The following is a 24,748-nucleotide window of genomic DNA, read 5'->3' as shown; positions in this document are numbered from 1 at the left end:
TCCCACCGGGCTGAGGGTTCCCCAAAAAAATGAAAAGCACGATGAAGTGTGATCTACTGGTTGCGCTAACAAATCAGAAGAGACCTCATCGTGCCTTTACAGACAGTCTGCCAGAAATTTTTCTCCGCGTCTTTACCTGACATTCACAGCTTCCGGGTCAATGTCCTTGTTTCCATGGCCGTCGCCCTCACGCACGGTGCCAGTCTGACCCTGACCAGCCTGGGACGTACCCTTCCCGGCAGGGCGCACGTTAAAAATAAAATCAAACGTGTTGACCGTGCCCTGGGCAATACCGCCCTTCACCGTGATATTCCCCGTATTCAGCACCTGCTCACACATACCATCACCTCCCTGATGCCCTTCTGTGTTATCGCTGTCGACTGGACCGGCTGGCATGACAGGAACTGGCATCTTCTGCGGGCAAGCCTGGTCTGTAATGGCCGCTCACTTCCGCTTATGAGTGAAGTTGTCCCCGCAGAGCTGGCGCAGAACAGCGGTGTACAGTGCCGCTTCCTTGACCGCCTGCATGACGCCATCCCGAAAGACAAAGCCGTTACCATCATTACGGATGCAGGCTTCCGGACAGACTGGTTCCGGCATGTCAGCCAGCTGGGCTGGCGCTTCACCGGCAGGGTCAGGGGCTGTATCAGCTTCCGGCTGGACGGAGATAAAAAGTGGATGAAAATCAGCGAGCTTGAGGCTACCGGACAACCGGTCTGCGTGGGTTACGGTGTCCTGTCCCGTAAACCACGAGCGCCCTGTTACGGCCGGTTCTATCTGCATAAGCGCCCTGACGCAGGGCGTCAGGGAAAAGGGGGAATGCCAAAAACACAGCGGGAACACCGCAGTAGCGCCCGTGAGCCCTGGCTGCTGTTCAGTAATGCAGAGGGGCTGGAGCCGCACCAGATAATGGCGCTGTACAGCCGCAGAATGCAGATAGAACAGAACTTCCGGGACGACAAAAGTCCCCGCTTCGGGTTCGGTCTGAGGCTGAGCCGGAGTCAGGGAAAAGGGCGGCTGGAAGTGCTGAATCTGGTCGCAGCGATGGCAAGTCTGGTGCTGTGGCTGGCAGGTTACAGGGCAGAAAGGCAGTGCTTACACAGGCATTATCAGGCAAGCAGTATCAGACACAGGCGGGTCCTGTCTTACCTGAGTCTGGCAGAAGAAGTCATCCGGCATGAGCCTGGAAAAGTGAGGCGGCTGAATATAGGTAACGAGATAAAAAAGCTGGGAAAAGAGTACAGTAATATGGTCATGGTGGTATGACCATATTACTGGGGATCCCTCAGCCCACAAGGAGAGGGAGAAAACCGCGCTACTTTTTGCGCGAGAGCTTAAAGGCAATAAACAGGAACACCACCCACACCGGCAGCAGCATCGCCGAAAGGCGCATCTCATCCATGGTGCACATCAGCACCAGAATCAGCCCCAGGAACGCGATACAGATGTAGTTCCCCGCAGGATAAAGCAGCGCTTTGAACTGCGTCTCGCGTCCTTTGCGGCGCATCGCGGCGCGAAAGCGCAGGTGCGCCAGGCAGATCATGATCCAGTTCAGCAGCAGCGTGGCGACAACCAGCGCCATCAGCAGGCCAAAGGCCTCTTTCGGTAGCAGATAGTTGATCAGCACCACCAGCGAGGTGATAGCACCAGAAAGGAATAGCGAATTCACCGGCACGCCGCGACGGCTGACGCGGGTGAGGAACTTCGGCGCGTTGCCCTGTACGGAGAGGCCAAACAGCATGCGGCTGTTGGAGTAAACGCCGCTGTTATAGACCGAAAGAGACGCCACCAGAATGACGAAGTTCAGCGCCGAGGCCACCAGGTTGCTGTTCATATCGTGGAAAATCATTACGAACGGACTGCTGTCGGACTTCACTTCCACCCACGGATAGAGCGCCAGCAGCACCACCAGCGAGCCGATGTAGAACAGCAGAATCCGGTACACCACCTGGTTGACCGCTTTTGGAATGCTTTTATGCGGGTCGCGCGCTTCCGCGGCGGTAATACCTATCAGCTCTAATCCACCGAAGGAGAACATGATCACTGCCAGGGAGAGAATCAGCCCTTTCCAGCCGGTCGCCAGGAAGCCGCCGTGCTGCCACAGGTTGTCGAAAGTGGCCCGCTCGCCGCCGTGGCCGGAGAACAGCAGCCACAGGCCAAAGCCGATCATCCCGATAATCGCCAGCACCTTGATCAGCGCAAACCAGAACTCGGTTTCGCCATACAGGCGCACGTTGACGAGGTTAATGGCGTTAATAATGATGAAGAAGGCCGCCGCCCAGATCCACGTCGGGACATCCGGCAGCCAGTACTGCATGTAAATGCCTGCGGCGGTCAGCTCCGCCATCCCCACCAGCACGAACATGACCCAGTAGTTCCAGCCGGACAGGAAGCCTGCAAACGGGCCCCAGTATTTATAAGCAAAGTGCGCGAAGGAGCCTGAAACCGGCTCTTCAACGACCATCTCGCCAAGCTGGCGCATGATCAGGAAGGCAATAATCCCGGCGATACCGTAACCCAGCAGAACCGCCGGGCCAGCCATCTGAATAGCGGGGCCGATGCCGAGAAACAGCCCGGTACCGATCGCGCCGCCAAGGGCAATTAACTGAATATGTCGATTTTGCAAACCACGTTGCAGCGTTGGATTCTGATCCGACGAGGCTTCAGCGCTACCATGGCCTGAAGCGGATGACGCGTCTTTCACGTCCTACCCCTGTCTCTTTTTTAGAAGGGGCACGTTTTAACACTTCATGCTGGAGGTAGCAAGGGATTGGGGCATCCCTGCCCCGGATAACGAGATGGGACGCTTAAAACGCGTAGCCAACAGAGACCTTAAAGGTGCGCGGTTCGCCCTGCGTAATATAGGTACCGGAATCGTCCACGCTGGCCCAGTAGTTTTCATTGGTCACGTTGTCGATGCCCGCGCGAACCGTCATCTGGTTTTCATTGTGGTTCACCGCGAAGCGATAGCGCATCCCCAGATCCAGCGTGGTGTAGCTGTCCAGCTTTTTGGTGTTTGCCAGGTCAGCGTACTGCGCGCCGGAGTGGTTCACGCGAGCGGTGGCGGTCAGGCCGTCAATCGGCTTGATGTCGTACTCTGCGCCCAGCACGGCGTAAAAGTTCGGAATACCGATCGCATCGTTGCCCTGATTCACACCATTTTTGGTTTTGGTCAGCTCGGCCTGCAGCCAGGTGGCGCTGGCGTTCAGACGCATCCCCAGCATCGGCTCACCGAAGACGTTCAGCTCCACGCCACGGTTACGCTGTTCAGCGTCAAGGCCGTAGTGACCGCTGTCGTCGAGGATCGCCGACGGCATTTTGATTTCGAACAGCGCAAGCGATCCGCCCACGCGGCCAAAGTCCGCCTTCACGCCCACTTCGTTCTGCTTAGAGTGAACGATACCGGTGCTCTGGCCGTAGTTGGTGGCGGTGTTAGGCGCGGTTTTGCCCGGCTGCAGCGCTTCGGTGTGGTTAGCATAGAGGGAGATCGCCTCCCACGGCTTGTAGACCACGCCGTAGGTGGGCATCCAGCGGCTGCCGTCGAAACCGTCCGCCGCGTTTTCCACACCGGTGACTTTATTATACCCGCGAATGACCACCTTCTGGTGGCGCGCGCCCGCGGTGAACAGCAGCTTGTCGTCCAGCACGCCCAGCGTATCGCTCAACAGCCAGCCCTGCGTACGGGTGCGCCCGCTGGTCAGCGGATCGCTGTACTTCCCGCCAGAGCCGTTGAAGTTGGTACTGTCCGGCATATCGACGCCGGTATTGTGATAGATGTTGGTGGTCGGGTTATCCTTCGCCGCCGACATTTTCCACGCAATTTTTTCGCTTTTGGTCATCGCCGAATAGCCAACGTTGACCTTGTGCGAGACGAAGCCCGTAGTGAAGTTACCGCGAACGCCCGCCATGCCGCTGACGGAATCGCTGATGCGGTTGGTATCCAGACGGCTGACCGTTGCCTTGCCGCTTTTATCCACCAGCTTCGGCGCGCTGTAGACGCCTTCCTCGTGCGCGTGCTGCGCGCCCAGACCGGTATAGGCGGTCCAGCCGTCGGCGATGTCGTACTCGCTGCGCCACATCCCAAATTCGTTTTCGATGTTGCTGTAGGCCCACTTCTGCGAGAAGTTGCGATCGTTTTTCGGCGGCTCGGGCACGAAATCCACCGCGGAAATATTGACGCTAGTCGGGCTGCCGTGGAAGGTTTTCTTCTGATAGCCGAGATCCAGCGAGGTGCGGAAGCGGTCGCCTGTGTAATCGAGACCGGTTGAGAGCAGCGTGGTGCGGCGGCGGTCATTCGCAATGCCGGTTTCCCCTTCGCGGTGAACCAGGTTCACCCGCGCGCCAAACTGGTCGCTGTCGCCGTAGCGACGTCCCGCGTCCAGCGTGGTGCCAATCTGGGAATCCGAGGTGTAGTCGACCCCGACTTTCGCCTGCGGGAGTTCGCCCGCGTGTTTTGGCTCAAGGTTGATCATCCCGCCCACGCCGGAGCTTGCCGCACCGTTCATCAGCGAGTTGGCCCCTTTGAAGATCTCAATGCGGTCGACCATCTGGGTATCCACCACCTGGCGCGGCAGCACGCCGGACAGCCCGCCAAAGGTCATATCGTCGCCGTCAAACTTCAGGCCACGGATGCGGTAGGTCTCCGCGCTGTTGCCGTACCCCTGAACGAACTGCACGCCCGCGTCGTTCGCGACGACATCGGCAATGGTTTTCGCCTGCTGATCTTCCACCAGCTTCGAGGTGTAGCTGATGATGTTGAACGGCACGTCCATAGCGTTCTGCTGGCCCAGCATCCCCATGCGCCCGCCATTCGCCACCTGTCCGTCAAGAAAGGCCGGTACCAGCTGGTCGCCACCGGGCTTAAAGTTGCTGGCAGGCGCTGACTGCACAACAATGGTGTCCTCTTTTTTTTCCTCCGCCGCGTGAGCGGAATGTGTCGCCGCGCCAACGGCGAGCGCCAGCAGCGTTTTGTGCATGATGGTGTTGTTCATAGTTAACTCATTTTAAAGTGCGCGCAAAAATGACCCGTTGTCGGGCCTTAGAATGTATTGGGTGCAATGCAAATGAGAACTATACGCATTATCTATGTGTTAGCAAGTGTAACCGCGTACATAAGGGGGCGTGACGGGAAAAAAGGGGGGAACAACCACCCCGTTGCGGGGCGGTGACTATCACAAAACGCGCGCGATACCTGCAACATCAATGCGCACCGCCGCGCCCGGGTTCCATCCTGGCTGGCTTACGGTCTTCAGAATCACGGGCTGCTGCTGCCCGGCTAATCCCAGGGTGAGCGTCGACAGCTGGCCGGTGAAGTCCACATCAAGAATTGAGATCGGGCTTTCATGCGCTGCACATGCCGTCACGCGTAATTGTTCAGGGCGCATCATTACTCTGCCCTCTCCTGTCGCATGCGCGTTGTCCGTCGGCACTTCACCCAGCGCGCACACCGCATACCCGGCAGCGAGCTGAGCAGGCAAGATCACGGCATCGCCAAGAAACAGCGCCGTCTCTTCGTCAACGGGCCGGGTGTAGACATCATAAGGCGTACCGACCTGTGTGAAGCGTCCGGAGCGCATCACGGCGACCTGCGTGGCAAAGGACAACGCTTCGTTTTGATCGTGGGTAACCAGAATCGAGGCCACACCCGCTTCGGCCAGCAGATCGGCCGTTGCCTTACGCGTCATGGCGCGCAGGCCGGTATCCAGCGCCGAGAACGGTTCATCCAGCAGCATCAGTGAGGGACGCTGGGCCAGCGCACGGGCAAGCGCCACGCGCTGCTGCTGTCCGCCGGAAATCTCGTGGGGCCAGTGCGTTGCGAGCTGCCTGTCCAGAGAAACCATCTCCATCAGCGCCTCAACGCGCTGGCGCTTCTCGTGGCGGGTGCCGTCCAGCCCCCAGGCAATATTGTCTGCCACGTTGAGGTGCGGGAACAGCGCGCCCTCCTGAGGCACGAAACCGATCCGGCGCAGGTGGGCGGGAACAAAACTGTTTTCATCAAACAGCGCTCTTCCCTGCATGACAATGCGCCCGGTGTCAGGCGTTTCGAACCCGGCAAGAATACGCAGCAGCGTGGTTTTCCCCGACCCGGACGGCCCGACAATCGCCGTCCTGCTCCCCGGCGCAACGCTCAGGTTTAAGCTGTCGAGCACCTGCACATCAGAAAACGATTTAGAAATGGCGGTTAATTCAAGCATGTCATAGCCCTGCAATTTTTTTCGACTGCATATAGAGAATGGCGGTCAGCGGGAGTGAAATCAGGATCATCAGCATCGCGTAAGGCGCGGCGGCCACATAGTCAATTTCACTGGTCAGCGCCCAGAATCCGGTGGAAAGCGTGCGCGTGCCCAGTGGAGAGAGCAACAGCGTGGCGGTCAATTCGTTGCTGACGCCGAGGAAAACCAGCGCGGCCCCCGCTGCCGCACCCGGCGCGGCCAGCCGCATCGTGACGCTCCAGAGTGCCTTCGCGGGCGTGCTGCCCAGGCTGCGCGCCACGTTTTCCAGCTCGACCGGCGCCTGCGCAATCCCCGCTCGCAGGTTGATGAGCGCACGGGGCATAAACATCAGCAGGTAGGCCAGGAACAGGGTGATTTCCGTCTGGTAAACAGGACGGGCGTAATGAATGGTGACGGTGACCAGCGCCAGGGCCGTGACAATGCCCGGCAGTGAACTGGTGATATAGATGCACCCTTCCAGCATCCGGAAGATACGGCGTGGATAGCGGATACCGAGCCACGCGATGGGGATCACGCACGCCGTTGTCAGGAGCGCACCGCCCACGCCGAGCATCAGCGTCTGGCGCAGGGAGTGCCAGAGATCGGGACTCATCCAGTTTTGCACGCCGCCGAGCCAAATCCAGCGACACAGGACAATTAGCGGCACGCCCAGCGCCAGCACGATCAGCACGATGAAAAACAGCTGGCCCAGCGCAGCAGCCGCGGGCTTCAGCGGCCAGCGTTTCTGTTCACGCGCGGCCCCGGCGCCAATGCGCGCGTAGCGTGCTTTGCCGCGCGTTACGCCTTCCAGCATCAGGATAGCCAGACAACACAAGGCCAGCACGCCCGCCAGCATGTTCGCCGCCGGGCCGCTGAAGGTAGACTGGAACTGGTCATAAATTGCCGTGGTGAAGGTATCAAAGCGGATCATCACGTACAGGCCATATTCCGCCAGCAGGTGCAGCGCTACCAGCAGCGCGCCGCCACAGATAGCCAGCTTGAGCTGGGGTAGTACCACGCGGAAAAAGACCCGCCACGGCGGCGTACCGAGCGAAGCGGCGACATCTTCAAGCGTCGGGTCAAGACGACGCAGCACCGCCGCAACCGGCATATAGATAAACGGATAGTAGGCTAGAACGGAGAGGAACACGCCCGCGGAGAGCCCATGCATGGACGGGACAGCGCTCACCCAGGCGTAGCTTTGCACAAACGCGGGGATCGCCAGCGGGGCGACCGCCAGTGCAGACCAGATCCCTCGCCCGGCAAGCTGCGTGCGCTCTGTGAGCCAGGCGATTGCCACACCCGTCACGATACACAGCGGAACCGCTAAAGCCGTCAGCCACAGCGTGTTGCTGAGTAGCTCAGCAACACGCGGGCGAAACACCAGCACCTTAATGGTTTCCCAGCCGGTCTCAATGCCAATGGCAATGATAAAACCCAAAGGCAGAAGCGCCATTAATGAAAACAACACAGCTAACGCAACCATCGGCAGTGCAGGACGCCTGCGGGCAGGCTCCTGCACTCTGTTTTTTCCGATGTCGAGACTCAGACCAGACATAAGGCGTTCACTTCACTCTCAGGATCACAGCAGACCGGCTTGCGTCATCAGCTCGATAACTTTTTTACTGTTGAGCGTTGAAGGTTCAACTTTCGGCGCATCAAGATCTTTCAGCGGGACCAGTTTCGGGTTGGAGGCCGCGTTCACGCCCACCGCATACTCAAAGGCATTGTTGGTACGCAGACTTTCCTGACCTTCTTTACCGGTAATGTATTTGATGAAGGCCTGCGCCTGCGCTTTGTGTTTGCTGGACGCCAGCACGCCACCGCCGGAGAGGCTTACGAACGCGCCCGGATCCTGGTGTTTGAAGTAATAGAGCTGGGTGTTTTTGCTGTTTTCACCGGTTTTGGACTGATCGACAAAACGGTAGTAGTGATAAATCACGCCGCCATCAATCTGACCGGCATTGACCGCTTTCATCACGGTGCTGTTGCCTTTATAGGCAACGAAGTTGGCTTTCATCGCCTTGAGCCATTCCAGAGTGGCCTTCTCGCCTTTCAGAGCCAGCATCGCGCTCACGATGGCCTGGAAATCCGCGCCTGACGGTGATGCCGCCCAGCGGCCTTTCCACTCTGGTTTTGCCAGATCCATCAGTGAGTTAGGCAGCTGCTGTTCGTTCAGCTTCTCCGGGTTATACACAAACACCGTGCTGCGGGCGGCTATGCCGATCCAGCGACCATGCGCCGGACGATATTCTGCCGGTACCTGCTTCAGGGTGTCTGCATCCAGCGGCGCAAACAGGTTGGCATTATCCACCAGCACCATGGACGGCGAGTTTTCCGTCAGGAACACGTCGGCCGGTGACGCGCTACCTTCCTGAACCAGCTGGTTACCCAGCTCGCTGTCATCACCATTACGCAGAGTGACTTTAATACCGGTTTCTTTAGTAAAACCGTCAACCCACGACTTCACCAGGTTTTCGTGCTGCGCGTTATAAACAACGATACCTTCGTTGTTATCAGCAGCAACTGATTGTGTGGAAAGGAAAAGGGATGAAGACAACAAGGCAAGCGAGAAGCAGGACAGCAGGCGAGAATTCATGAACATATCCTTTATAGGCCAACGGGATTAACGACTCATAGCTTTGTGGGACAGGATTAAAGCATACAACAACGCTAATGATAATTAGTATCAATCCAGTTTACGCGTAAAAGTGTAAAATTTCATTATCACGGGATTTGGAATGATAAAAATCCATATGGGAAAGGCAGTTCAATTCAAAATTAAGAAAACCTTAAGACTGGACGGAAGAAAAATTCCTTAGCCTTCTATTTATTATTGCGACATTAATGCCCAGGTTAACAACTCTCCCGCCAGAGAAGCGGGAGAATTTAATGCAGGATGTTATTTATCGATTAAATTAAAATCACTCTGGTTATATCTTTGCCCCTGGATATTGTCAGGCGTAAAGAGATGGTCAACGAACTTAATATCTGAATCGGAAAGGTTCAGGCTGACCGCCCCCGCATTATCCCGTAAATGCGCTATTTTTCGAGCACCCGGAATGGGAACAATGTCATCTCCTTTACTCATCACCCACGCGAGAGCTAGTTGTGCGAGGGAACAATGGTATTTATCCGCGACATCCTGGAGTTGAATGAGCAACTGTTGGTTTTTCTGCATCGCTGCTTTCTGGAAGCGAGGCAGGTTTCGCCGAAAATCATCCTCACCGAAGCTGGAGCTGTCTGTAATTTTCCCGGTTAAATAGCCGCGACCCAACGGACTATAGGGCACAAACCCAACGCCTAACTCGCGGCAAGCGTTGAGAATGCTCTCCTCCGGCTCGCGAGTCCAGAGCGAATATTCAGTTTGAACGGCGGTAATCGGATAAATTTTGCAGGCCCGGCGTAACGTGTCGGCTGACACCTCTGAAAGCCCGATATGGCGAATTTTCCCTTCCTTGATTAAATCAGCCATTGTTCCCACAACGTCTTCAACAGGCACAGACGGGTCGACGCGGTGCTGATAAAGCAGATCGATAGTATCTATATTGAGACGTTTAAGTGAACCTTCTACCGCTTCACGAATATGTTCAGGGCGGCTGTCAACACCTGCCATACGCTCAAGCCCCTGCCCGGAAGGAAGGATGCGAAAACCAAATTTAGTCGCAATCTGTACCTTATCGCGAATGCCTTTAATCGCTTTTCCGACCAGGACTTCATTATCATAGGGGCCATAGACTTCCGCGGAGTCAAGGAAGGTGACGCCCAAATCCACCGCAGCGTGAATGGTCTTGATCGCCTCCGATTCTTCGGCGCCACCATAGGCAAAACTCATCCCCATGCAGCCCAGCCCCAGTGCTGACACCTGGAATTTATTTTTTCCCAGATAACGTGTTTTCATCTTATATTTCCTCTTTTGACAAATCTCAGGAAATATATACTTCCATTCTTAACGCATAACAATTAGTATATTTTTAATGCAGTATTTTATGAGAATTAACAATGAAAAATGCACCAGAGTTGCAACATATAGAAATATTACTTCTTATTGTAAAACATGGGAGTTTTCGTAAAGCCGCAAAAGAATTAAATGTTTCAGCGCCGACGTTAACGGTTACCATAAATAATCTTGAAGAAAAGCTTGGGGTTAGACTTTTAAATCGTTCCACGCGAAGCTTGTCTTTGACTGCCGTCGGTAAAGCGTTTCTTGACGACATGATGCCCGTCCTGAATGACTACAAGCGTGTCATTGATAATCTTAATGACTACAAAGAAAAACCAGAAGGCGTCATCAGAGTCAACTTACCCCGGATCGTGGTTGATCTCTTTTTTCAAAGCCACTTCGTTAAGTTCAAAAATGATTTCCCGAATATTAACCTGGCGTTATTCACCACTGACAGAAAAATAAACATTATCGATTCAGGTTTCGACGCTGGAATACGTTATACACAAGATGTTCCTAAAGATATGATTGCCATTCCATTTGGAGGCAAAATGTCTCTTATTCCTGTCGCCAGCCCTGATTTTCTGGAGAAATCCGGCAAGCCTGACTCACCAAAAGATCTGGTAAAATTCAGGTGTATAAATCGCTGTTTTCCTGATGGACAGCTGTATCGCTGGGAGTTTATGGATCCACAAGGGGAAACAATGGAAGTATCTGTTCATGGCGATCTGGTTGTAGATTCAGACGCGGCAATGATTCAGGCTGCTGAATATGGGTTAGGGATTGCGTTTGTTTATGAGAATCTGGTTGAGGATAAAATTAGCGAAAACAAACTTGTCCGTTTGCTACCTGACTATACCTATCCTGCTGATAATTTTTGTGTTTACTACCCGAGCCGAAAACATCTGCCAGCACCGCTGAGAACCTTCATAGCATGGGTTATGTCGATGAACAGAGACGTGCGTTGAGATGAAATGGCACGCCCTGTAGGATTCGAACCTACGACCTACGGCTTAGAAGGCCGTTGCTCTATCCAACTGAGCTAAGGGCGCACTGAGAAGCGTGAACTTCGCGGTGGTGAAACGCGAAGAATTATACGGTCAATGACAGGTGAGTCAATGCCTTTTCCGTTTTCCACGGCAATTACCGCTAGCCGATTGTAAATACGGCTATTTTCTCAACATCTCCCCCTGTTTCCCCGTAAAATTTAGCGCTGCGAAAAGGCTTAGTTGCATTTAAGTAACGCCTGCTGTTTTCCTGAACGTCAGCTCGTCACACTAGAGCCAGGTATCCCGGCCGCCTGGAGGCTGACAGACAACAGGACAATGGAGTGACAGCGCAAAACCCGATCGATACGCCCCCCCGGTTACAGTACATTTCTCAGGACATCGTCGGCATTAAGCTTGAGCCCATCGTCGCCCTTTCTTCCATGCGCCAGGTTGGCGTGGAGGTACTTAGCGTTCTGTCCGACACGCGGCACAGCGAGGACTTTTTTTGCGATCGGTCCGCAGACTGGTCGATAGCGCTACTTGAAGCCCAGCTTGCCGCGTTAAAAAATACGCCGCACGGTCATAACCTTTTTATTAATCTGCCGATAACCGTCCTGACAGAGCCTGCGTCTTTTCAGCGACTTATCCGGTTGGCTGGCGTGCCGCTCAATATTGAGATTGTCGATCTCGCGTCATTTTTGGCGCTGCCCGTCGCGCAAAAGCAGCATGTGGTTCAGAATCTGCAGCAACTTAGCAGACAAGGAAACGCTATCTGGCTGGATGACGTGGATGACGTCCTGGTGCAGTCGTTTTTATCCTGTCGACTCCCGTTAAGCGGCGTCAAAATAGATAAGGAAGCATTCTGGCGTTTACGCGACACCCCTGCGCTGAAGCAACTGGTTTCCCTTTGCTTTCAGCTGGCCGGGAAAGTGCTTATCGAAGGTATTGAGACTGAACGCGATCGTACCTGGGCACTGCAGGCAGGCGCAGGCCTCGGCCAGGGATATTACTGGCCGTCCTGGACATGGCCGGAGGATTAAAAAGCCATTTCCAGGAGGGAGACCATGCGAATGACAGTGCGCCGTTACCGGCGGCGGCGTACAGGAAGTGATGCACTGGGATTTACGCGCTCACCTTTTGCTCCCCCCTTTTTCGACCGGCTCGAATTTTTGAGCCAGTCCATCAGCCAGCCCCGCAAAACAGATGCCCCGTTTATCCTTCTGGTGACGGAGGATCACTACCTGCGCACCGGTTTTCTCAACGGGCAGTTTCCCCTGAGCAGCTGCTGCGACTACGTCACACTGGACGACGCCCTTATCGCTCAGACACAGTGGCCCTCAGCCCGTCTGGTCGTGGATATAGAAAGCCGGTCCACGGGGCTGCTGGAGAGACTGGATCAGTTGAGACGGCATAGCCTGTTTCCCCCGTTCCTGACACCCTGGCTATTAGTCCGGGCCGATAATTACGACACCCGCCTCTTCTGCAAAGCGGCAGGTCCCTTTCATGTGCTCGAACGTCAGCTGAACGCCGCCGCGCTCCAGCACAGCCTGCTGGATACCCGCCCCCCGCAGGGTTCCGATAAAGACTGGTTCTCGCGCAATGAATGGCCCATCCTGCAGGAGCTCTCACACGGCAAGACGCTGCGTCAGATTGCCCTGATGCAGAATCGCCCCTATAGCCGCATTATCTATCGTCTCAGCTGCATCCTGCTGAAGCTGGGGCTAAGCCATCGCCAGGAATTGCTGCATCTTCTTAATAACCTCTCAGACTGCACGTTTTCACTCACGTCCTAACCCCTTATTTCCTAAAGCGGTTTAGGAATTTACTTACCAAATGCGTTACATAAATGTTAATTTTTAACAATAAAATCGAATTTATAACTATTCCTAATTTATGGGCGTAAACCTTGTGAAATGCCACAAATTGAATGAACGGCAGCACTTTCCTCCATCCGTTAAGTGAATGCAGATGGCGTTAACAAGATGATAATGATGTAAAAACAAGCAGCTTAGCGACCCCTCCCAGGAGTAAAAACCGAAGCGGATAGCATGTTCTCCTGTACACAAGATGCCGTTATCCGGTTTAACACCATTACTTTCAGATGAAGGTCTGACGGGCTGCGAGGGCAATTTTTAACTTCACCGTCGCGGGTTCGCCCCCTGAAATGATGTCTCTTTTTGTTAACAACTGATCAACATACAGAGATATCTGTTATTTTTTGTTATTACATAAAGATGAAAATATGCGGTAAATGAGATAATAGGATATTTCCGCTAATTTTAAAAAAATAGCGATTCAGATCCAGAAGATAATACAAACCCATACGCGGATATTAATTTACAGGGTTTTCGGAAAAAACTTACCCTGTATAATAAGATGCGTACCAAATTTGAATAAGAAAAACCTTTTTGCCAACACCAGCCAAATGAGATGACCGCGCTGAGGCATAGTTCTTTTCATTACGTAAACAAGGATGCTTTCGCTCTTTCCAGGGAAATACTACGGTATAGGGATCTGCACATTATATCCTTCCGGCATTTCGAGAGTTTTACAAAACTCTGCATAACGCTTTTAACAATCTGAGGCATTAAAAATGAAACCGGCATCCGTTATCATTATGGACGAACATCCTATCGTCAGAATGTCGATAGAAGTCCTGCTACAGAAAAATAAGAATATCACAGTCAAGCTCAAGTCTGGCGATAGCCATGAAGTCCTTGACTGTATCCGCAATCACCCTATCGATCTGGTGATCCTTGACATAGAACTCACGGGCACGGATGCTTTCGCTTTACTTAAGAGAATCAGAAACTTAAACAAAAACATTAAGGTTCTGTTCCTCTCGTCTAAATCAGAGTTATTTTACGCAGGCCGCGCTATTCGCGCCGGGGCAAATGGCTTCGTCAGTAAACGAAAAGATTTAGGGGAGATCTACAACGCCGTAGAAATGATCCTGATGGGCTATTCTTTTTTCCCATCGGAAACGCTGAACTTTATAAACCATTTGGGTTCAGGAAAAGGGATGGCAGTGGATATGCCATTATCGAATCGCGAGGTTACGGTATTACGGTATCTGGCGAATGGATTATCCAACAAGGAAATTGCTGAACAGCTACTATTAAGCAACAAAACCATTAGCGCGCATAAATCCAATATTTATTCCAAGCTGGGCGTGCAAAGCATCGTGGAATTAATTGATTACGCCAAAGCCCACGAACTGCTATAACCTGAATTCACTCCCTGCAGCTTATCTGAGCTGCAGGGAGTGCGGTCAGTGCTAATTATAGTTAATCATGAAGGTGGCATCCGCATCGGCACGTCCGGGCTGAGGGTTATCGGCAGTGGCAATATAATTGGCATAAAACGACAGAATCGCATTCCCCTGCGCATCAACCGAGACCGGCTGGCTGGCCTGCTGGAGAGCCAGACGCGTTTTATCCGCATCCCTGATCTCAACGGCGACATGACTTGCTGTACTGGCGTCATTCAGCGCCAGCAAGCCGTTATTGCTCCCGTCGGCTTTCCCCGAAAACGTAATGGACGCCGCGCCCGGCGGACAGCCGGTCAGCTTCAGCGAAAACGGCATGGGCTGCGTGCGGCTCCCGGTGGTGCTGAGCTGTTTCGTGGGCCAGGTGCCCAGCGTGACGGTCTTGTCGCTGTCGCTGCCCTCGGCCACGCAGGTGAAATCGACAATATTGCCGTAGAGCCGAATGTTGATCTCGCCCAACGCGGTATCTGCCTGAGTCTGTGTGCAAAGCGCCAAGAGCGCCACGGTGATAAAACGGATCCCGTTTCGCATATCGGCTCCTTAGTCGTAATCCACGCGCAAATACCCGCGCGAGGTGAAGCGCCCTTCCGCTGGCTTATTGCCCGTCACGCTCACCGGCCAGACCCGGATCCCCACCTGCGCCTGCGCGCTGTCGTCGAGGCGGAACGGAATTTTGCTCGTCAGGTTGTTAGGCGTAAGCGGCGCCCCGCTTTCGTTGGCAATGATGAACCCCACATCCGGGTTATCTGACACCAGCACATTATCAGAGACTTTTTCCGCCTCGACACGCATCGTCAGCATGGCGTTCGCCTCCACGTTGGTGCATTTGATCGCGATGGTTTTACTTTGCGATGATACCCCCTCCGGCTTGTTACCCACGCCCGCTTTGCTGAACAAGGAGGCGCCAATGTCACCGAAATCAAACTCCACCACGTTACCGGCGTTAATGGCGCAGCTTTGCGGCACCTGAATGGTTCCGCTGTAGCTGATGGTATAGACCGGCGTGGTTAACGGATCGGATGAAGTTGTGGTGACGTAGACGCGGAACATGGTGGCACGCGGGATCACCACCATGTTGATAAAACGCCGGGTCACCTTAAGACGGAAGACCAGACTGGAGTCCTGAACGCCAAACGGTTTGTTTTTGGAGACGTTAGGATGGCTCCCCATCTGGATATAGCTTTTTGGCGGGTAAAACACGCCCGCATAGCTGTCCGTGATTTTCATGGCCCCGTCCAGATAGTCGTTAAGCTTCAGATACTGGTAGCCATCGCTGGTCCCGGTGATCGGGTAATCCGTCATATAGCTGCGCTTGGTGGTATTCCCGATCGTCCCCTTCGGGCAGACAGCATTCACCCCTACCCACTGTGACTTCTCGCTGAGCGTCACGATCTGCCCAATCTGGTTATTTGAGCTATTGAATTTATCCGTCAGATCGTAATGCACTTCCGTCGGCACGCCTTTTTCATTGACGCACACGGTCGCTAATGCGTTTGTTGCGGGCAGTAACGCCAGCAGCGGCAGGGCAAAGATTTGGGTTTTAATCACAGCTAATCCCCTTAAGTGTGATTGCCTGTTGCAGGCTCTGTTCAGACAAGCTGTAAGGTGCGCGACACTGGGACTGCGCCCCGTCGCCCCACTGGATCAGCAGTTCGCCTTCCAGCGGCAGCCCACTCAGGTAAATTTGTCCGTCATCCCCCACCATGCTGGTCACGCCGCTTCGGGTTTCACGGACCACCGCGCCGAACGGCACGGGCTGGTTGCCGCGCATCACCGTCAGCAGGGCGCGCACGCCAATGCGGGTATCAAAGCTGGCGCGCACCAGCGCGCCTTTGGTCGGTACCACGCTGCTCACGTTGTTTTCGATATCGGTGTTGTTGCTCATGGTGTTGGTATCCAGCGCCACGCGGTTGTAGCGGTAGACGGTGGCATACGGCATCACCGCGTAGCCTCGCCAGTCGGTTTTCACACCGGTCTGGTTTTCAATACTGACGCCTGATGCCCCAGGCGCTTTGATCAGCACGTTGGTGTCGCCCAGCGGCTGGCTGAAGGTCACGCCGTCGGCGTGGCCGACTACCCCGCCGGAGAGCTGCCAGTTGAGATCGTGCTGGTCGCGGGAGTAGTTGTAGCCCACGCCCAGCGTGCCGTAGGTCGCCTGCCAGTTGGCGCTGGCGCTTCCGCTTGAGCCGTTGGTGCTGGCGTGTCCCTGAGTCACGCTGTAGTTCAGGTTGCGGTCCTCCAGCAGCGTTCCGCTGACGCCGGTTTGCCAGCTTGTGTCGCCATCGCTGTTTCGACTGGCGGATGCCGTAGCGTAGGCGCGGTCAATCGCGCTGTCCCGGCGATAGCCCTGACGGGTAAAGAGGCTGAACGGCACGGAGACGTTAAACGACGCGATCCGATCGGTGCCGTCTATCCCTACAGATTTGTTCCACGACCACGAGACGGAGTAGTTGATCCCCTTCACGCCCCCCGCATAGCCCAGCTGGTACCAGAGGTTCGTCTCGTCTGTTCCCCAGTAGGTCTGCTCGCTACCGGAGATATAGACCGAGCCGTAGTCCCCCAGCGACTGAGAAACGTTGAGCTGGAAGCGGCCTTTTTTATTCCACGTCAGGTTGTGATAGCTCTGCACGTCCGGCACATCGTTATCGTTCTGGCTATCGGCATACTGATAGCCCTCCATTGAGCGCCAGGCGACATCGTCGAGGGTGTAAAATCCTTTTGTGGAGTAGCGATAGCCCAGCAGCTGGAAGTTGGTGCCGAAGCCGTTAAGGGATTTCGCGTAGAGGAAGCGCAGAGACTGACCTTCATGCTTGCTGTCGTCCGCGAGCTGGCTGCGGGCGTGAGTGATATCGAGCGAGACCGCGCCCCAGTCACCCAGGTTTTTCCCGGCCCCGACGGCCACCGCGGTATAGCGTGACGCCAGTTGCGTCCCGCCGTAGAGCGTGTAACCGCTGGCAAGACCGGTAATCAGGGTGCCCTGGGTGAAGAATGGCGTATCCTGATCGCTGTTACCGCTGCGGTAATCCCCCGCAACGAGGTCGTACTTCCAGCGCCCTTCACGCTGCAGGAGCGGTACGGTGGAGTAAGGCACGGTATAGCGCTGCTGGGTGCCGTCTTTCTCTTCGACCGTGACTTCCAGGTCACCGCTTGAGGAGGTCGGGTTAAGATCGGTAATCGCAAATGCGCCCGGCTGGACATAGCTTTGATAGATAACGTAGCCATTCTGACGCACCACCACTTTGGCGGGGGTCCGGGCAATCCCGCGCACGGTCGGTGCGTAGCCCTGCAGGCTGTCCGGGTACATGCTGTCAGACGAGAAGAGCCGCCCGCCGCGAAAACCCATGCTGTCGAAGACGTCATTCCCGGTATTGCTGTCGCCCAGCACCAGTTCGCTTTTAAGCGGGATGACGGTGCGCTGCGCCCAGGTGCCAATATTCTGCCACTCGCTGTGCCGCTGCCCGTTATTCTGCGTGTACCGCCATGCGCCGTTGTTACGTAAACGCCAGGCACCATAGTTCAACCCGCTTTGCAGGTTGAGGTAATAGCTGTCGTCTTCGCTTCCCCGGTTACCGGAGAAGCTGTAGTTCACCAGCGCGGCGGGGATGCCTTCATCCCACTGTTCGGGTGGAATATAGCCCCGGGCGCTGTTTTGCAACGCCACCTGCGGCAGGCTGACGTCCAGACGCTGTGAGGCAAAGTTGAATACCGTTTCGCTGCCGGGTATACCCGTGGTCAACGGAACGCAGGTCTCGCCCTGTACCTTAGCCAGCTCGGGGAACGCCGCGACGTTGACGCCAAAGCGATCGAGCATCGCGCGCGTAATGCAGGCCGACAAACCGCCCGCCACCGGCGGCGTGTTTTCGGCCTGCTCAAAACGCACGTCCTGGGTACCGATAAACTCATCGTTACGCCAGATATCCACGCGATAAACGCCGGGTGCCTGCTGATGTCCTTGTTCAAAACGCGACAAATCCGCCACGCTGGCGGTGTCGTCGGACAAGAAAGCCGGGTTGAAATAACTTTCGCTCCAGCCAGCCTGCGGCCAGAGCGCAGCCATCAGCGCCAGTGCAACCGGGCAGTAACGTCTCTGGTGGTTTTTCATCGCCCTGACTCTGCTCACAGGTTGACGCTACGCGCCGGGGTGATGGCACCATAGTCATTCACGCTCTGCCAGGAAAGCGTACCGCTGGCACCGGCTGGCAGCACCTGCTGAGCCGAGCTTTTCGGCGCAACCATCAGGTTATCCAGCTGCTGCCCGCCGAGCTTCAGATTGACGAGGGTGATGTAATACGGGGAAGCGTTGCTGACTTTGAGATGGTTGCCCGCGCGCTCAAACCGCAGCTGGGAAAGCGCTTCTTCCGGCTGCATCGCCAGGTTGTTCGGGCGCACAAACAGCTTGATGCGTGAGAGGATCGCCAGCTGCAGCACGTTATTGTTTTCCGTTTTCGCTTTGTTCACTGACGGGATCGCCTTCACGTTCATGTAAAAGAGCGATTCGCGATCGGCAGGCAGTGCCGGTCCGGCGTAAATAATACGCAGCGTGTTTTCACTGTTCGGCTCGCTGACAAACAGGGGCGGGGTGACGGCAAAAGTTTTTTCTTTTTGCCCGCTCGCATTTTCGATCCACGCGTTAATTAAATAGCGTTCCTGTTTGTTGCTGTTGGTGATCGCCAGCGACGTTTGTTTCGCCTCTGCCGGATAAATAACGCGCGTGGCCCCCAGCGCAATACCGCCGGAAGCATTTGCGCAGGCAGAAACCATCATCAAAATAAACGATAAAAAAAGTCCTGGTTTAATTAGGGTATTCATCACAACCGTACCTTTAATAATGTGTTCGCAGGTGTTATGGATAAATCAACGTAAACCAGACATCCGACTGAATTTTGCCTGGCTCGAGGTGTTCGGAAATAGCCCGATAGCGGGCGCTAAAATGGAACGCGAGCTCGCGGGTATCGATCGGCAGCCAGCTAACGGCTGTGGCATTTGGGATAATCTGACGCTGCTGTTCGTCAAAGAGCGCCAGCCCAACGCCGCTGCTGACAGGGGTTTCCCCCGGCCGCGATGTCGCCAGAAAGACCTGCGGATCCTCTGCGGGTGTGACACCCTGAAACTGGATCCCCACGGTGCGCGAAACATCAACGCTGCAGTCCAGCAGGCGCACGGTGAAAGGCACATTCACCGTGGAAAAACTGCCCACACCGGAAAATGAATTGGTTCGGTACTGCCCCATGTCGATGCGCATATTCTGGCTGTCAGGCGCCACGGCGCAGCCACCGTTCACCAGTTCACCCCGGAGATGAACCTTGCCACCTTCGATCACCACGGTATGCGCCGATGCCGGGCAAGCCATCGCAAGCGTTAACAGCAGTAGTGTTCCAGTCCTTGTCATCCTTCGTTCCTGGCAGTAGCGTATGACGGGCCTCGTCCGTGAGGCCTGAACATCCCTGTGCGGAGGAATTACTCGTATTTCATTACGAAGGTGGCGTCAGCGTTCGCCTGGCCAGGCTCAGTGGTGGCAGCCGTTGATTTGTAACGCGCGGTGAACTTCAGGGTGTTGGTCCCTTCGATCAGGTTCTGCGCAGCAGAGAAGGTCGCGCCGTCTGGGGTCAGAACGCTGGATTTGCTGTCGAGGATCTCGATACCCACGCCTTTCGCGGTGTTGTCGTTGTTACCGGAGGTCACGGCCAGCAGGGTTTTGTCGGTTGGGTCGATCTGACCGGTGAACGCAACAGCTGCAGTTTTGGCAACCAGCGGATCGCAATCGTTCAGTTCAATGTTGAATGGAATATTAGAGGTAGTGTCGCCCACTTTGGTGAATTTCGCGGTACGATACTGACCCAGATTAACGGTCTGCTCGGAAGAATCAGTATTTACAGAACAAGCCGCATTAACCAGCTCACCTTTAAAATGTACGGTACCGCCATTTACGGAAACCGGCGCAGCAGGATCTGCTGCATTTGCGGCACCCGCAACCAGGGCCAAAGTTGCAATAACAGTAGAAGCAATGTTGCTGAGTTTCATGTCTATTCCTTTAAAATGTAAATAACCCTTCCCGCGAATAATCGGGAATAAGAAATACGTTCAATTGAGTAATTGAAAGCTTATTTCGGAGGAGACAAAGTAGCTCAGGAAGCGATTTTTAAATATGTCAAAACGCTGCCATTTCGCCAGGTCACATCCTAATCCCGCCTAAGAAATTGACCATCCGCTAAGAAGGGTTTTTGCGTCTCACTGATAAAAACGCGTAAAGGGTGACTGACAGCGACGCTCGCTTCTGACAAAATACACGCCATCCCCCCTATCAAACGTTACAGACGGAATCTTCTCTCTGATGGCAGCAAAGATTATTGACGGTAAAACGATTGCGCAGCAGGTGCGCTCTGAGGTCGCGGAAAAAGTGAAGGCGCGTAAAGCGGCAGGATTTCGCGCCCCTGGGCTGGCCGTTGTGCTGGTTGGCAGCAACCCGGCATCGCAGATTTATGTCGGCAGCAAGCGCAAAGCGTGTGAAGAGGTGGGTTTCGTCTCCCGCTCTTACGATTTGCCGGAAACCACCAGCGAAGCAGAACTGCTGGAACTTATTGACACCCTGAATGCCGATAAAGAGATCGACGGTATTCTGGTTCAGTTGCCGCTGCCTGCGGGTATCGACAACGTGAAGGTGCTGGAGCGTATCGCACCGGATAAGGACGTGGACGGTTTCCATCCGTACAACGTTGGCCGTCTGTGCCAGCGCGCGCCGCGTCTGCGCCCGTGCACGCCGCGCGGGATTGTGACGCTGCTGGAGCGTTATAACATCGACACCTACGGCCTGAACGCCGTGGTTATCGGTGCGTCCAACATCGTGGGCCGCCCGATGAGCATGGAGCTGCTGCTGGCCGGCTGCACCACCACCGTGACCCACCGCTTCACCAAGAACCTGCGTCACCACGTCGAGAACGCCGATCTGCTGATCGTCGCGGTCGGCAAGCCGGGCTTTATTCCGGGCGAGTGGATTAAAGAGGGTGCGATCGTTGTGGACGTGGGCATCAACCGTCTGGAAAGCGGCAAAGTGGTCGGCGACGTGGTGTACGAAGATGCCGCCGCGCGCGCCTCTTACATTACCCCAGTACCGGGCGGCGTAGGCCCGATGACCGTGGCAACGCTGATTCAGAATACGCTGCAGGCGTGCGAAGAATATCACGACGTAGAGGACGCGTAAGATGGCGACGTTTTCATTAGGTAAACACCCGCACGTTGAGCTGTGCGATCTGCTGAAGCTGGAAGGCTGGAGCGAAAGCGGCGCGCAGGCGAAAATTGTTATCGCCGACGGGCTGGTAAAAGTCGACGGCGTGGTAGAAACGCGCAAGCGCTGCAAGATTGTCGCGGGCCAGACCGTGAGCTTTGAAGGACAGAGCGTAACCGTTACGGCCTGAGCCGTTTGATGCCCGGTGGCGCTGCGCTTACCGGGCCTACGTACTGCCTCCGTTTGTAGGCCGGGTAAGGCGAAGCCGCCACCCGGCAATTTCTCTCACAATCCCCTCACACCCATCGCGGTTATTTATCGATCAACTTCAAATAATCACTATTTCATCTGTTGAAACGTGAAAATTCAGTTGCGCGTTTTTCACTCTTTGCCCACGATAAGTAGAACGTTCTACTAAAACGTTCTACTTACAATAACAGCGCCAAAAAAGCGCTACTCGGGGGAAATCAGCATGAGTCTGATATCAGGGTTTGTTAAATCGCTGTCTAAGTTATCGATGATTGGTCGCGCCTTAATGCTGCCAATTTCACTGCTTCCCGCTGCGGGCCTGCTGCTGGCCTTCGGCGATAAGTTCCATCTACCGCTGATGATGAACGCGGGCGGGGTTATTTTTGATAACCTGCCGATGCTGTTTGCCATTGGCTCCGCCGTGGGTCTGGCGTCAGAATCCGGTATTGCGGCGCTGTCCGCGGCCGTTTCGGTGTTTGTCACCAATATCACCATCAGCACCGTGCTGAGCATCACGCCGGAAATGGCCTCCCAGGGCGGGAAATACGCCATGGTAGTCGGCATCCCGACGCTGCAGATGGGCGTCTTCGGCGGCCTGATCTGCGGTATTCTCGCGGCCTGGTGCTATAACCGCTTCCACACTATGCAGTTGCCTGAGTTCCTGGGCTTCTTCTCCGGTAAGCGCTTCGTGGCCATTGCAACGGCGTTCCTCTCGTTCCTGATGGGGCTGCTGCTGCCGTACGTCTGGCAGCATATTCAGGCCGGTATCGACGCGCTCTCCGTAGTGGTGAACGGCGATAATCAGGCGGCGTCGACCTTTATCTTCGGTCTGGTGGAACGCGCGCTGATCCCACTCGGCCTGCACCACATCTGGTATCCGTCTTTCTGGTATTCGTTCGGGGATTACACCACCCAGGCAGGCCAGGTGATCCACGGCGACCAGACCATCTGGTTCAAGATGCTGGAAGAAGGGGTGAAATCCTTCAGCAGCGACACCTACCAGAACGCCGGTAAGTTCATGCAGGGTGAATTCCCGCTGATGCTGTTCGCGCTGCCCGCAGCGTGCCTGGCGATGTATCACGAAGCCCATACGAAGAATAAGAAAATCGCCGCCGGTATTCTGTTCTCTGCGGCGCTGACCTGCTTCCTGACGGGGATCACCGAACCGGTTGAGTTTACCTTTATTTTCGTGGCGCCGATCCTGTACGTCTTTAACGCCATCATGGCGGGTCTGGCCTACATGACCATGTATCTGCTGCATGCGCATATCGCCAAGTCGTTCTCCGCTGGCTTTATCGACTATCTCTCATTCGGGATCCTGCCGTCCTTTAACGGTTACAAGACCAACTTCCTGAACGCCATTATCATCGGCATTCCAATGGGCCTGATTTATTACTTCACGTTCCGCTTTGTGATCCGTCGTTTCGACGTGAAAACGCCGGGCCGCACTGAAGTGACCGCCAACGCGGATGATAAGTCTGATTCAGAACTCGCGACCGAAATCATTTCCCTGCTGGGTGGGGCGCATAACATCCACTCCGTCGGTTCCTGTATCACCCGTCTGCGTCTGGAAGTGGCAAAAAGCGAGGTGGTTGATAAAGACGGCCTGAACGGACTCGGCGCGCGCGGCGTGGTCTTCGTTGGCGACAACGGTATTCAGGTGATTTTCGGTGCCAGAGCACAGTTTATCGCCCAGACCATGTCCACCATGATCGGCAAATAATAAGATGCCTGAGCGACACGTCTCCTGTACGCTGGGAGACGTGTTTTATCTGGCTGATAATCGGCAAATTTCAGGGAGCGGTTTTGAAGAAAGTCAGCATTATTGATGTCGCAAAGCACGCGGGCGTGTCGGTCTCAACCGTATCGCTGGTTTTGCGCCAGAAAGGGAAAATCTCAGAGGCAACGATCGAGAAGGTCAACGCTGCCATCAATACGCTAGGCTATGTTCATAACGTCGCCGCTGCCAACCTCCGCGCCAATACGTCCAATCTGATTGGCCTGATCCTCCGTGACTTTAGCGACAGCTTCTCCATCAAGGTGATGGCGAGTATCGTCCAGGATCTTGAAAAACAGGGGTATATGGTTTTTCTCGGCCAGCCGCAGAACGACGCTGACCATCTTGAGCGCTGCCTGCTGTCGTTTAAGCAGCAGGGCGTCGCCGGGGTGATCTATCTGGCCTCGGATACCCGCACATCCACCCTCCCGGAACAGATTCGGCGCTGCCCGCTGCCGCTGGTAGTAGTCTCTCAGTCGCTGCTGGATGAAAAATGCAATCTGGTGATGCGCGACAACCGCCAGGCGGCAAACCTGGCGGTGCGTTATCTTATCGAGCGCGGCCATCGCAATATCGCCTACATTGGCGGACGTGAAGGCTGCCTTATCCGCGAGCAGCGCCTGCTCGGTTTTCGCAGCGCGATGACGCAGAACGGGCTGGTCTGGCGCGATGAATACTCTCCGGCCTGCAGCGATGACACCCTGGCCGCGGGTTTCGCCACCCGCCAGCTGCTGGAAAAAAACAACACCATCACCGCCCTGCTCTGCCACTCGCCGGATGCCATGATTGGCTCCATCTCCGGTATTCACCAGGTAGGACGAACGGTGGGCAAAGATGTGTTTCTGACACAGCAGGTCGCGCTGGTCGGTTTCGAAGATATGCTCCACGTTAATCTCACCTCGCCATCGTTTACCTACGTGTCGTCCGCCAGCGAAGAGACGGGGCGTCAGGCGGCCGGGCTGATTATTCGCACGCTGAAGGAGCCGACGCTGCAAACCCAGCGCATTACGCTTTCCGGGCAGCTTATCGCGCGCGAATCGGCGTAAAATCAGAATTTATCACAGGTTTGTAAAAGCGAATTCGCTGCT

21 protein-coding genes and 1 tRNA gene are annotated in these 24,748 nt (G+C 55.1%); 9 read left to right on the top strand and 13 right to left on the bottom strand.

Annotated elements, in window-relative coordinates; translation table 11 throughout:
- Positions 1–90 precede the first annotated feature (90 nt).
- Positions 91–1,266, top strand: a complete 1,176-nt coding sequence (locus tag V1566_RS08460; RefSeq protein WP_395303820.1) for an IS4 family transposase — start codon at positions 91–93, stop codon at positions 1,264–1,266.
- Positions 1,267–1,315: 49 nt separating this feature from the next.
- Here V1566_RS08460 and pheP read toward each other — a convergent pair whose 3' ends face one another.
- The 6 genes from pheP to V1566_RS08430 all read right to left on the bottom strand — a co-directional run bounded on the left by pheP (position 1,316) and on the right by V1566_RS08430 (position 10,113).
- Positions 1,316–2,704 (bottom strand): phenylalanine transporter, encoded by a 1,389-nt coding sequence (gene pheP / locus V1566_RS08455; protein ID WP_395305583.1) that lies wholly within the window; start codon positions 2,702–2,704, stop codon positions 1,316–1,318.
- Positions 2,705–2,807: 103 nt separating this feature from the next.
- Positions 2,808–4,991 carry a TonB-dependent receptor gene (locus V1566_RS08450; protein WP_395305582.1) on the bottom strand — a complete coding sequence of 728 codons (2,184 nt, stop codon included), beginning with the start codon at positions 4,989–4,991 and terminating at the stop codon, positions 2,808–2,810.
- Positions 4,992–5,171: 180 nt separating this feature from the next.
- Positions 5,172–6,194 carry an ABC transporter ATP-binding protein gene (locus V1566_RS08445; RefSeq protein ID WP_395305581.1) on the bottom strand — a complete coding sequence of 341 codons (1,023 nt, stop codon included), beginning with the start codon at positions 6,192–6,194 and terminating at the stop codon, positions 5,172–5,174.
- A 1-nt stretch (position 6,195) separates the two neighbouring features.
- Complete coding sequence (locus V1566_RS08440) at positions 6,196–7,770, bottom strand: ABC transporter permease (RefSeq protein ID WP_395305580.1); 1,575 nt, start codon at positions 7,768–7,770, stop codon at positions 6,196–6,198.
- A 24-nt stretch (positions 7,771–7,794) separates the two neighbouring features.
- Positions 7,795–8,811: an iron ABC transporter substrate-binding protein gene (locus tag V1566_RS08435; protein ID WP_395305579.1), complete on the bottom strand. Its 1,017-nt coding sequence runs from the start codon at positions 8,809–8,811 to the stop codon at positions 7,795–7,797.
- A 303-nt stretch (positions 8,812–9,114) separates the two neighbouring features.
- Positions 9,115–10,113 (bottom strand): aldo/keto reductase, encoded by a 999-nt coding sequence (locus V1566_RS08430; RefSeq protein ID WP_395305578.1) that lies wholly within the window; start codon positions 10,111–10,113, stop codon positions 9,115–9,117.
- 101 nt (positions 10,114–10,214) lie between these two features.
- Between V1566_RS08430 and V1566_RS08425 the strand changes: the two genes are divergently transcribed.
- Positions 10,215–11,123 carry a LysR family transcriptional regulator gene (locus tag V1566_RS08425; protein WP_395305577.1) on the top strand — a complete coding sequence of 303 codons (909 nt, stop codon included), beginning with the start codon at positions 10,215–10,217 and terminating at the stop codon, positions 11,121–11,123.
- A gap of 7 nt (positions 11,124–11,130) precedes the next feature.
- Here V1566_RS08425 and V1566_RS08420 read toward each other — a convergent pair.
- Positions 11,131–11,207, bottom strand: a tRNA-Arg gene (locus tag V1566_RS08420).
- A gap of 278 nt (positions 11,208–11,485) precedes the next feature.
- Between V1566_RS08420 and V1566_RS08415 the strand changes: the two genes are divergently transcribed.
- The 3 genes from V1566_RS08415 to fimZ all read left to right on the top strand — a co-directional run bounded on the left by V1566_RS08415 (position 11,486) and on the right by fimZ (position 14,370).
- Positions 11,486–12,184, top strand: a complete 699-nt coding sequence (locus V1566_RS08415; protein WP_395305576.1) for an EAL domain-containing protein — start codon at positions 11,486–11,488, stop codon at positions 12,182–12,184.
- A gap of 24 nt (positions 12,185–12,208) precedes the next feature.
- On the top strand, positions 12,209–12,937 hold the full coding sequence (locus V1566_RS08410) for a helix-turn-helix transcriptional regulator (RefSeq protein WP_395305575.1): 729 nt from the start codon (positions 12,209–12,211) through the stop codon (positions 12,935–12,937).
- An 800-nt stretch (positions 12,938–13,737) separates the two neighbouring features.
- Positions 13,738–14,370: a fimbria biosynthesis transcriptional regulator FimZ gene (fimZ, locus tag V1566_RS08405; protein WP_033144828.1), complete on the top strand. Its 633-nt coding sequence runs from the start codon at positions 13,738–13,740 to the stop codon at positions 14,368–14,370.
- Positions 14,371–14,421: 51 nt separating this feature from the next.
- Here fimZ and sfmF read toward each other — a convergent pair whose 3' ends face one another.
- The 6 genes from sfmF to fimA all read right to left on the bottom strand — a co-directional run bounded on the left by sfmF (position 14,422) and on the right by fimA (position 20,433).
- Positions 14,422–14,943: a fimbria assembly protein gene (gene sfmF, locus V1566_RS08400; protein ID WP_395305574.1), complete on the bottom strand. Its 522-nt coding sequence runs from the start codon at positions 14,941–14,943 to the stop codon at positions 14,422–14,424.
- A 9-nt stretch (positions 14,944–14,952) separates the two neighbouring features.
- Complete coding sequence (gene fimH / locus V1566_RS08395; protein ID WP_395305573.1) at positions 14,953–15,960, bottom strand: type 1 fimbria D-mannose specific adhesin FimH; 1,008 nt, start codon at positions 15,958–15,960, stop codon at positions 14,953–14,955.
- Positions 15,953–18,514 (bottom strand): fimbrial biogenesis usher protein, encoded by a 2,562-nt coding sequence (locus V1566_RS08390; RefSeq protein ID WP_395305572.1) that lies wholly within the window; start codon positions 18,512–18,514, stop codon positions 15,953–15,955. The genes fimH and V1566_RS08390 overlap by 8 nt, the downstream gene beginning before the upstream one ends.
- A gap of 14 nt (positions 18,515–18,528) precedes the next feature.
- Positions 18,529–19,221 carry a type 1 fimbria chaperone FimC gene (gene fimC / locus V1566_RS08385; protein WP_126329072.1) on the bottom strand — a complete coding sequence of 231 codons (693 nt, stop codon included), beginning with the start codon at positions 19,219–19,221 and terminating at the stop codon, positions 18,529–18,531.
- A gap of 34 nt (positions 19,222–19,255) precedes the next feature.
- The gene (gene fimI / locus V1566_RS08380) at positions 19,256–19,801 is read right to left on the bottom strand and encodes a type 1 fimbrial protein subunit FimI (RefSeq protein ID WP_023310642.1); all 546 of its coding nucleotides are present in this window, start codon (positions 19,799–19,801) and stop codon (positions 19,256–19,258) included.
- 68 nt (positions 19,802–19,869) lie between these two features.
- Entirely contained in the window at positions 19,870–20,433 is a 564-nt protein-coding gene (gene fimA / locus V1566_RS08375) for a type 1 fimbrial major subunit FimA (RefSeq protein WP_395305571.1), read from the bottom strand.
- Between the two features lie 310 nt (positions 20,434–20,743).
- Here fimA and folD point away from each other — a divergent pair, with 310 nt between their 5' ends.
- The 4 genes from folD to malI all read left to right on the top strand — a co-directional run bounded on the left by folD (position 20,744) and on the right by malI (position 24,706).
- A complete protein-coding gene (gene folD / locus V1566_RS08370) occupies positions 20,744–21,610 on the top strand; it encodes a bifunctional methylenetetrahydrofolate dehydrogenase/methenyltetrahydrofolate cyclohydrolase FolD (RefSeq protein ID WP_395305570.1) in 867 nt (288 codons plus the stop codon).
- Position 21,611: 1 nt separating this feature from the next.
- Positions 21,612–21,824: a ribosome-associated protein YbcJ gene (ybcJ, locus tag V1566_RS08365; protein WP_023334767.1), complete on the top strand. Its 213-nt coding sequence runs from the start codon at positions 21,612–21,614 to the stop codon at positions 21,822–21,824.
- Positions 21,825–22,106: 282 nt separating this feature from the next.
- A complete protein-coding gene (locus tag V1566_RS08360) occupies positions 22,107–23,606 on the top strand; it encodes a PTS transporter subunit EIIC (RefSeq protein WP_395305569.1) in 1,500 nt (499 codons plus the stop codon).
- 83 nt (positions 23,607–23,689) lie between these two features.
- The gene (gene malI / locus V1566_RS08355) at positions 23,690–24,706 is read left to right on the top strand and encodes a Mal regulon transcriptional regulator MalI (protein WP_395305568.1); all 1,017 of its coding nucleotides are present in this window, start codon (positions 23,690–23,692) and stop codon (positions 24,704–24,706) included.
- The last annotated feature ends 42 nt before the right edge of the window (positions 24,707–24,748 follow it).

The organism is Enterobacter sp. ECC-019 (assembly GCF_043974075.1).
Classification (GTDB): domain Bacteria; phylum Pseudomonadota; class Gammaproteobacteria; order Enterobacterales; family Enterobacteriaceae; genus Enterobacter; species Enterobacter asburiae_D.
The sequence above is the reverse complement of the archived record's forward strand: the minus strand, read 5'-3'. Positions and strand labels throughout refer to the sequence as shown.